Consider the following 9457-nt stretch of genomic DNA (forward strand, 5'->3'; position numbering starts at 1 on the left):
GACCGGCCCGCCTGCCCTGACCGGTCTGCCAGGAGGGCCGCCGCATGGCGGGCGCGTGCGGCGTGCAGACGCCGCACGGCGACGGTGCGCTCCAGGACGAACTCCATGATGACGACCAGCATCAGCAGCGCGCCCGTCGCCAGGCCCGTGACATACGTGGGCGCGCCCGCGGCCGTCGCGCCGGCGATGATCAGGCAGAGAGTGAGGACGCCGAGCGCCACATGGACAGCGTTGCCGCGCCCGCCGTACAGGCTGATGCCGCCGATCAGACACGCGGAGACGGCGCTGAGCAGAAGTGTGCTGAACCCGCGCGGGTCGGCCGACGCCCCCTGCATGCACGCGAGCGAACCGGCCAGGGCGGCGCAGGCTCCGGAGATCCCGAAGGACATCGTCAGCGACGCGGTCACCGGAACCCCCGCCGCTCGCGCCTCCTGCCGGGCGCCGCCGACCGCGTAGATCTCCCGGCCCCACCGGGTGAAGCCGAGGAAGACACCGAGCAGCACGATGACGGCGATCCCGGTGAGCGTCGCCGGGGTCATCGACAGCCACTGCTTGAGCAGCGGGTCGGTCGTGGTCAGCCGGTCCAGGCCGATGGGCCGGTCGTCGGCGAGCAGCATCGCGGCGCCGCTGAACCCGATCAGCGTGCCGGCGGTGACGACGAGCGAGCTGATCCGCAGCCAGGCGATCAGCAGCCCCTGGGCGAGCCCGAGGACCAGCCCGGCCAGGGTACCGATCACGATGGCGGGGACCAGGCCGAGGTCGCCCGCCCGGATCGCGACGACACCGGCCAGCGCGGCCATCGACCCGACCGACAGGTCGAGTTCCCCGGCGATCATCGTGACCGCGAGTCCGGCGGCCGTGATGCCGATGAGGGCGACACCGTCCAGCGTGCCGAAGACGGCCGACTCGGTGGTGAAGCCGGGGATCGCCGCGAACAGGAACACGACCAGCGCGAGCAGGACGCCCCCCTGGACCCCGTAGACGCGCGCGGTCCTGCCCGCGGTACGCCGCATGGTTGATCCGTTCATCGCATTGCCTTCCGACGGGCCACATGGAGGACCGAGACGACCGCGACCAGCAGGACGCCCTCACCGAGGACCCGGATCCCGGTCGACAGTCCGTGCAGCAGCAGGACGTTCTGCAGCACGACGATCACGAGTGCGCCCACCGCCGACCGCACCGCGGAGCCCTCGCCGCCGCTGACCGCCGTTCCGCCGATGAGCACCGCGGCGACGGCGTCGACGGTCAGTTCCGACAGATTGTTCGCGGTGACCTGTCCGAGCTGGCTCGCGGAGAAGATGCCGGCGATCGCGAGGCCGATCGACATGATCGTGAACGCCCAGGCGGTGGCGGCGCGCACGGAGACACCGCTCATCACCGCCGTCTCGCGGTTCGCCCCGACCAGGACGAGGCGTCTGCCCGCCACCGTGCGCTCGACGAACAGCCAGACGGCGCCGGTGAAGGCGGCGAACACCCAGACCGGCAGCGGAATCCCCAGGATGTCGTAGGACGACAGTTCACCGACGGCGGTGGCCGGTGCCGACACGACGGCGCCGCCGGTCAGACCGGCGACCGCGCCGTAGATCAGTGCCCCGGCGGCGATCGTCGTGACGACGGGGTTCAGCCCGGCGGCCACGGCGGCACTCTGCACCAGGCCGATCGCGACCAGCCCCACGAGTGCCACGACCACGCCGAGCGGCAGCGAACCACCGGCCGACGCGACCGACATGAACAGCATCGACGCGAGCATCGCGGACTGGCCGGCGCCGAGTGAGAACAGATTGCCGGACAGTGTGATGGCGGTCATCCCGACCGCGGCGATGCCGGTCACCGCCGTGTTGATCAGCACGCCGCGCAGATTGTCGAAGGTGAGGAAGTCCGATGTGGTGGCCGCCGCCACGGCGACGAGCACCGCGAAGACCGTGGGCATGGCCCAGCGCGTCAGCAGCCGGGCGCTGTGCTGCCGGCGTGCGACCACCGCACCGGCGGACGTGTCTGTCATGGGGTGCCCACTTCACTCGATGTCGTGGATCGGGTATGCGAGCTGTGCATGACCTCGCGTACGAGCGTCTCCTCGGTCCATCGCGCCTTCGGTCCGACCGAGGTCAGCGCTCCCCGGTGGAAGGTGGCGATGACATCGCAGAGGCCGAAGACCTCCCCGGTGTCCGACGAGCACACGACGACCGCCATCCCGGCGTCGGCGAGGGTCCGCAGCTGCCGGTAGATCTCGGCGCGGGCCCCGACGTCCACTCCGCGCGTCGGTTCGTCGACGAGCAGCACCCGGGGCTCGCGTCCCAGCCACTTGGCCACGGCGACCTTCTGCTGGTTTCCACCGGACAGGGTGCCGACGGAGGAGGCGAGCCGCCCGGTGTCCAGCGCGAAGCTCTCCGCGGACCGGGCGGCGGCCGTGCGCTCGCGGCGCCGGGAGACGATGCCGAACCGGGAGATGTGCTCAAGCCAGGGCGAGGAGAGGTTCCGTTCGATCGACAGGCCCTCGAAGATGCCGTCGCGTTTGCGGTCCGGCGAGCAGTAGGCGACCCCCGCGGCGATACCGTCGCGCCGATTCCCGAGGCCGATGGGCTCACCGTCGAGTTCGACACCGCCCGACAGCGCGGGCAGGAATCCGGCCAGCGTCCGGAGCAACGCCGAGCCGCCCGCGCCGAGTTGCCCGGTGAGGCCGATGATCTGCCCTTGCCGCACGGTCAGATCGACCGGTGTGTCGACGCCGGGGGCGGTGAGCCCGCTGATCGCGAGCCGGACCGGCGCCGTGTCGCCCGCACGGCCCGGCCCGGGGAACATGTCGCCGAGTTCGCGCCCCAGCATGCGCCGGACGATCCCCGGTGTGTCCAGGGCCGCGGTCTCCTCGGGGGCGGAGCTGCGGCCGTTGCGGAAGATGGTGACGCGGTCGCTGACCGCGAACACCTCTTCGAGCCGATGGGTGATGTACATGATGCCGGTGCCCTCGTCGGCGAGCGAGCGGACGGTGTCCAGCACCCGCGCCGCCTCGGCCTGGGACAGCGCCGCGGTCGGCTCGTCCAGGATCATCAGCGTGGCCGATCGGGCCAGCACCCGGGCGATCTCCAGCAACTGCATCTCCGCGACCGAGAGTTCCTCGACCGGGGTACGGCTGTCCAGCTGCCCGAGGCCGACCCGTGCCAGCAGTTCCCCGGCGTGCCGGCGCAGAAACCGCCCGCTCCACCAGCCGCGCGCCCCACGCCGGCCGAGCAGCAGGTTCTCCGCGACGCTCAGCGCGCCGACCGTGCTGTACTCCTGCTGTACGACGGCGATGCCCGCCGCCTGGGACGCGCCCGACGTCGGCAGTTCGACGGCCCGGCCGTCCATGCGGATGGTGCCCGCGTCGGGGCGCACGAGTCCGGAGAGCACTTTCACGATCGTGCTCTTGCCGGCTCCGTTCTCCCCGAGCAGGGCCATGACCTCGCCCGGACGGACCTCCAGGCTGACTTCGGAGAGGGCCTGTACGGCGCCGTAGCGCTTCGAGACGCCCTCGACCTCCAGACGCAGGCTCTGGCTGGTCGGCATCAGACTTGCAGCTCCCGGATAGTACGGCCCCACACCCGCAGCGTGTCGTGGTTCCCCGGGGTGATCGCCGGGTGCGGCATATAGGTGAAGCGGCTCGGTGCGGTGCCGGGCATCGAAGGCTGGACCGGTGTCGCCGGGAGCCGCTCGGTGGCGTCGGTGACCTCGCCCGTCGCGCGGAACCTGGCCACGCTCTGGATCGCGAGGATCCCCTCGATCACCGGGGACTGAAGGACCGCCGAGTAGATCTGCCCCTTGATCAGCGGCTGCTGGTCGCCGGAGAAGTCACCCACCACGACGGTGACGTCCTTGCCGGGGCGCAGCCCGTTCTGCTCCAGGGCCTTGACGACCCCCGCGCCGATGTTGTTCGAACCCGCGACGACGATGTCGATCCCCTTCCCCTTGTACTTCGCCAGGACCTGGCTGGCAGCCGTGAACCCGCCCTGTGCGTCGGGCGTCTTGGCGTTCTCGGTGGCCAGCGGGTTGAACGCGTCACCGACCCGGTCGAAGAAGGCGTCGTGCCGTACGATGCCCGCCTCGTATCCCGCGGGATAGGTGACTTCCAGCAGGTTGGGCCTGCCGCCGGGGCCGCGGAATCGCTCTCCCCTGGCCCGCGCTTCGGCCATCGCTCTGAGCGCCATCGTGCCCATCACGGTTCCGATCTCCGCGTTGTCCTGCCCGGGGCGGGCGGTGATGTACGGCTGTGCCTGCGGCAGCACCCGCCCGCTGAGCTGGAACACGGGTGCCCGGGCGGCCAGCAGCCGGGCGGAGTTCACTCCGGTGTCGTTGTTGGCCGGCCAGTAGACGAAGGCCGCGGCCGGCCTGCCGGACGCGAGGAACTGACGGATCTGCTGGTTCTGCTCGGTCTGGTCGAACCTGTTGTCGATGACTTCCAGCCGGTAGTTCAGCCGGTCGGCTTCGGCTCGCATGGCCTCGACCTCGGCCCCGACATAGCTGTTCGCCGTCGAGACGACGAACGCCACGATCGTCGCGCGTCTGCCGTCGAGACTGCCCGTGCCGGTGACCTTCGCGGGCACGACGGAGACGTCTCCGCAGCCGGTCAGCAGCAGCGCCATCGCGCTGAGGACAGCGAGAAACACGGTTCGGTACAAGCGGGTCATCGTCGATCCTTCCTGCACCAGTCGGTGGGAGGGCACGAACGTAGCATTGGATACATTGAGCGGCAATAAGTCGGCTGAACTTCCATCAGAAGCCCCAGCGATCCCTTAATCGGATACATTCCGGCTCATCGACTACGGTCTCGGAACCCTCGGGCCGAGCACCGGAAGCGTGCCGTCAGACACTCCCCGGCCCGCCTGTACCGGCGTCGGCCCGGGGAGCGGCTCCGCCGTGCTGCTGGACGGTTCGCGGGTGGTGGCCACCGCCGAAACCGACCAGGGCGGCCCCGGGGCGGCGGACCGCTCAGTGCCGCAGGGCCCGCTTCTGGAGTGCTTCCAGCGGGCCCGCCCGGAAACGGCGCAGCCACAGCGCCGAACCGGCCATCAGCACGGCGCACACCGCCGCCCACATGCCGATCACCCACCACGGCTGCCACGCATCGCCGAGCCGGTGCGCGAGGCCGAGGCCGAAGCCGTACGAGAGGAGCATGCACAGGACGTTCTGCAGGACGTAGCACGAGAGGGCGGTCCTGCCGACACCGGAGAGGCTGTTCAGCAGCGGTCCCGGGCTCCGCACCCGGTCCATCAGGGTGCCGATCAGCCCGATGTAGCCGAGCGCCGTCAGCGGGCCGGCAGCGTACCGGTCCAGGAGGAACAGGTCCGCGCCCGCCAGTGATGTGACCAGGCTGAGCGGGAGTCCGAGGCCCAGGCCCCATCCGAGCAGGCGTGCGCGGATGCGGCGGCCGACGGCGTCGGAGCCGAACGCGCCCGCGCGAAAGAGCCGCACGCCCAGCAGGAACAGGAAGACGAGGAGGCAGAACGTCAGCAGCGGCTCCATCCGGAAGGCCAGGGCGTTCTCCAGCCGGAACGCGACCTGCTCGGGGTAACTGCCGTGCGCGTACAGGTCAATTGCCCGGCGCGAGACCCTACCGCCGTTCCCGTTCCCGTTCCCGGATCCCACCAGCGCCGCCGTCAGCAGACAGATCAGCGTGAGATGCAGCCCTGCCGCCCACCACATCACCCGGCGCTGCGCGGTCAGCGAGCGGGTCAGCAGCCACGCCACGAACAGCGCGGTGACCGCGTACCCCATCAGGACGTCCCAGGCGAAGACGAGGACGAAGTGGACCGTCCCCTCGGCGAACAGGAACAGTGCCCGCCACCGGTACCGTCCCGGCCACGGCTTCCCGCGCCGGGCCGCAGAGCCGAACTGGATGGCCAGCCCCACACCGAACAGGATCGTCAGGAGCGACAGGAACTTGCCGTTCGCCACCAGCCGCATGATGCTCCCGGCAGCGTCCGGGAGCGAGCCGAAGGACGTCTTGGTCATGCCCTGGTTCAGGATGCCCCACTCCGATCCCGGACTCGCGAACACCCAGACGTTCGTCATCAGCGTCCCGAGGATCGCCGCCCCTCTCAGCACATCGAGCAGCGGGAGACGTGCGGACTGGCCGGTTGCCTCGACGGGCGAGGCCGTGGTCTCGGTCATACCTTCATCGTCCCGGCGCAGCCGGGCGCTCACGTCATGACCGCAGACGAACAGCCGCTACACCGAACGATGTACCGGCCGGTGGGCGGTGCTCCGACCCGCGCACGAGCCGCGCCGGTCGGACCGGGCCGCTCGGGCCCATGTGCTTTCGCGCCTCCCGGGAGGCGCGACTGTCCGCCTGCCGCACTCGGCGACGGGCGACGCTTTCCTACGGGTCGTGCCGTGCCGTAGTCACCGGTCGGCCGCTCCCGCCCGCCCTTCGGACCCGTGCGGGTGGTGCCCGAGCGAACCGGATCCATCCGTGTGGCGGCCGGGGTACTCTCCGGGGCCATGCGAGCGAGTGCGGCAATGAGGACGGCGTAGTGACGGTGGCGGTGGACGGGCAGACCATCGATGGCCGGTACATCCTGCGGAAGAGGATCGGCGCGGGTGGCATGGGTGTCGTCTGGCTGGCCTGGGACCAGGTGCTGGAGCGGTGGGTCGCCCTCAAATGCGCGCGGGTGTCGGACGGGGCGGAGGCGGAACGGCTGAGGAAGGAAGCCCGCAACGCCGGCCGGCTGCATCACCCGAACATCGTGAGTGTCCTCCACTTCTTCACCGACAGCACCGGGTGCTGGATCGTGATGGAGTACGTTCCCGCGCGCAGTCTCCGGCAGCTCCTCGATGAGCGGGTCACTCTCCCGCCGGAGGAGGCCGGTGCGCTCGGGTGCCAGGTCGCGGACGCGCTCGCGGTATCGCATCGGGCGGGTGTGGTGCACGGTGATGTGACGCCGGGAAACATCCTGGTCACCGAGGACGGTGTGGCCAAGCTGACGGATTTCGGGATCTCCCGGGTGCTGGACGGCGACACCACCGTCAGCGGCGGACTGCGGGGCACGCCTCGCTATCTTCCGCCCGAGGTGGCACAGGCGAAGCGGGCCGGTCACGCGTCGGATGTGTTCTCGCTCGGCGCGACGCTGTACCGGGCGGTCGAGGGCCGGTCTCCGTACGGCGATGCCGAAGGCCCCATCGCGTATCTGAGGCTGGCCGCCGAGGGGCGCGTCCTGCCGCCCGTCCACTCCGGGCCGCTCACCGTCCCGCTCACCGAGATGCTCCGGGTGGACCCGGAACACCGGCCGACCGCCGCTCAGGCACGGGAGTTGATGCGGACCATCCCGGTACCGCCGACGGTCGGGCAGGGCACGGGCGACGACGCCCGCCGGGACCCCGACGGGTTACGCCGGCAGGCGGACGATACGACGGTCCCCGCGCCACCCCCCGACCCGACGGTCCCCGCGCCACCCCCCGACCCGACGCTCCGCGCGCTGCCGCCCGAGCCGGACCCCCACCCGTCGCCACGCCCTCCGTCGCGGTGGCGGCCCCGCGCCAAGGCCGTAACAGGAGTGGTGGTCGCCACGGCGCTGCTCCTGACGGTCGTCATCACGCGTCCCTGGGAATCGGGAAGGGAACCGGATGACGACGCCCCGCCCAAGGGGCCGGTGGCGGCCATCATGGATGCCCGCCGCGCCGACCCCTGCTCCATGCTCGATTCCCGGGTACTCGCCCGGTTCGGGCATCCACAGACGGACCCCGACTACGGCGCGTTCGACCGCTGTGATGTCCTGATCAGCGGGAATCGCGGCGGTGCGCCGTTCGCCGACGTCGAGGTCAACTTCTCCAGCGACCCGGTGGAGGCGGACTCCCAGGCCCGCACGGAGCAGGCGGGCCGGGTAACCGTCTCCGAGGTCCCCGGCGACCCCGACGAGTGCGTCCGGAACATCCAGCTCACCGACGCCCACCACATCTGGGTCAAAGCCAGTCAGGTCGGGGACCGGAAATCCGATCTGTGCGCGATCGTCGAAGCCGCGACCGACTACGCGGTGAAGGTGCTCAACCTCGGCCCGGTCCCGGAGCGCCCGGCACCCTTCGCCCAGAACTCACTCGCCCGCCTCGACGCCTGCGGCCTGCCCGACGTCACCTCCCTCGGCACCGTCGCGGGTGTCGACGCCCAGGCCCCCGACCCCCACTTCGCCAACTGGTCGTGTGCCTGGGAGAGCGAGTCGGCCGGCACCGAGGTCAGCCTGGACTTCAGCCGGGACAACGATCTGGAGGACGACGGGCGGATGAAGGCCCTCGGCGGGCGGAAGATGTATGTCGCGCCCGAGGACCACGGCGACGACACCTGTGTGGTCCGCACCGAGCACCGCGGCTACAAGAACGCGTACGGCGACCACACCATCGAACTCGTCACGCTCGCCGTGCGCGGGGACCAGCCGGTGAGCGAACTGTGCGATACGGCCGAGGCACTCTCGGCCGAGGTCGCCAGGAAACTGCCGGCCGCCTGACCACGAAGCCTCCTGATGGCCACCGAGTCCGCCGGGGTCACGGTGGTCACCACCCTGGTGGTCCTGATCCCCCGTGATGAGCGGCAGTCGCCGGGCCGCTGACCGCCCCGCCGATCAGCCGCTCCCCCGGCAGCGGGCGAGTGGCCCGGACGGGTCGGCACTCCATGGTCGCCCAGCATTCCGGCCCTGCCAATGCCGCGTCCAGGGCCGCCGACTCATCCCGTACGCAGGGGACATGGCCCGGTGGCGGCGCGACCGTGCGGGCCCTCGTCCGTCGCGGCAAACCGGTCCGTCACCTGTGGCCCCCGCTGTCCCTCCGGGGCCGGCGCCACGCCCCGCGCACCACCGCCCGTGCCCAGGACCGGCCCAGACCCGGAGGTGGGGAGGACGGGCGGCAGTCCGATGACATCCAGCACATCCACCATGCGGTTCAGCCTGGCGCGCGCACGTGCGGCATCGGTCCGTGGCACCCGGATCTCGGCGGTGGCCAGGTCGGCGTCCCCCACCCCGTACGCCAGCGCCAGCACCGGCACGCTGCTCAGCGTGGCGGCGATCCGGGCCAGTGCGCCACGGCTGTCCCGAAGTGTCACGGTCAGCGTGCACGCCTCGGCGTCCGGGGCCGGTCCGGGCTCTCCCTCGTACGACACCGGGGTACCGTTCTCGCCGGCACCGCACCGAGCGGGCAGGAGCCCGTACTCCAGCGCCTCCGTGAGCGCCTCGCAGGACGCGGCCATCATGTTGTCCGCGACGCCGACCGTCTGCCACACCCGGTGCCCGTCGGTGACGCAGACCAGGACACGGATCCTGGCCGCGGTGCCGCGGTGACCCTCCCGCTCGCCGTAACCGTTCGCCGTGCACTGCACATGCGTCGCGCCCGCGTCGACCGCCGCGAGGGTGTTGGCCACCGCGCACCCCGTGTCGTCCTGGGCGTGGATACCGAGCCGGGCACCGGTGTCCGCCAGCACCGTGGCCACCACCGCCTGGACCTGCGC

Annotated in this window: 6 protein-coding genes and 1 pseudogene; 1 reads left to right on the plus strand and 6 read right to left on the minus strand. The window is 71.3% G+C overall.

The window, feature by feature from the left end; genetic code table 11:
- The 5 genes from ACWF94_RS23890 to ACWF94_RS23910 form a co-directional block, all read right to left on the minus strand.
- Positions 1–1028: ABC transporter permease (locus ACWF94_RS23890; protein ID WP_453491972.1), on the minus strand; the 1028-nt coding region annotated here is incomplete at its 3' end.
- Entirely contained in the window at positions 1025–2002 is a 978-nt protein-coding gene (locus ACWF94_RS23895; RefSeq protein ID WP_453491975.1) for an ABC transporter permease, read from the minus strand. The genes ACWF94_RS23895 and ACWF94_RS23890, both read right to left, overlap by 4 nt.
- Positions 1999–3540 (minus strand): sugar ABC transporter ATP-binding protein, encoded by a 1542-nt coding sequence (locus tag ACWF94_RS23900; RefSeq protein WP_453491978.1) that lies wholly within the window; start codon positions 3538–3540, stop codon positions 1999–2001. Before ACWF94_RS23900 ends, ACWF94_RS23895 begins: the two co-directional genes overlap by 4 nt.
- Positions 3540–4658 carry a sugar ABC transporter substrate-binding protein gene (locus ACWF94_RS23905; protein ID WP_453491981.1) on the minus strand — a complete coding sequence of 373 codons (1119 nt, stop codon included), beginning with the start codon at positions 4656–4658 and terminating at the stop codon, positions 3540–3542. The genes ACWF94_RS23900 and ACWF94_RS23905 overlap by 1 nt, the downstream gene beginning before the upstream one ends.
- A 301-nt stretch (positions 4659–4959) precedes the next feature.
- Positions 4960–6141, minus strand: a complete 1182-nt coding sequence (locus tag ACWF94_RS23910; protein ID WP_453491984.1) for a DUF418 domain-containing protein — start codon at positions 6139–6141, stop codon at positions 4960–4962.
- Positions 6142–6503: 362 nt separating this feature from the next.
- On the opposite strand from ACWF94_RS23910, the gene ACWF94_RS23915 reads away from it, so the two are divergent.
- Positions 6504–8465 carry a serine/threonine-protein kinase gene (locus ACWF94_RS23915; RefSeq protein WP_453491987.1) on the plus strand — a complete coding sequence of 654 codons (1962 nt, stop codon included), beginning with the start codon at positions 6504–6506 and terminating at the stop codon, positions 8463–8465.
- Between the two features lie 704 nt (positions 8466–9169).
- On the opposite strand, the pseudogene ACWF94_RS23920 reads toward ACWF94_RS23915, so the two are convergent.
- Positions 9170–9457 (minus strand): annotated as a pseudogene (locus ACWF94_RS23920) (alpha-isopropylmalate synthase regulatory domain-containing protein); the annotation flags it as partial.

This window comes from Streptomyces sp. NPDC055078 (assembly GCF_053607985.1).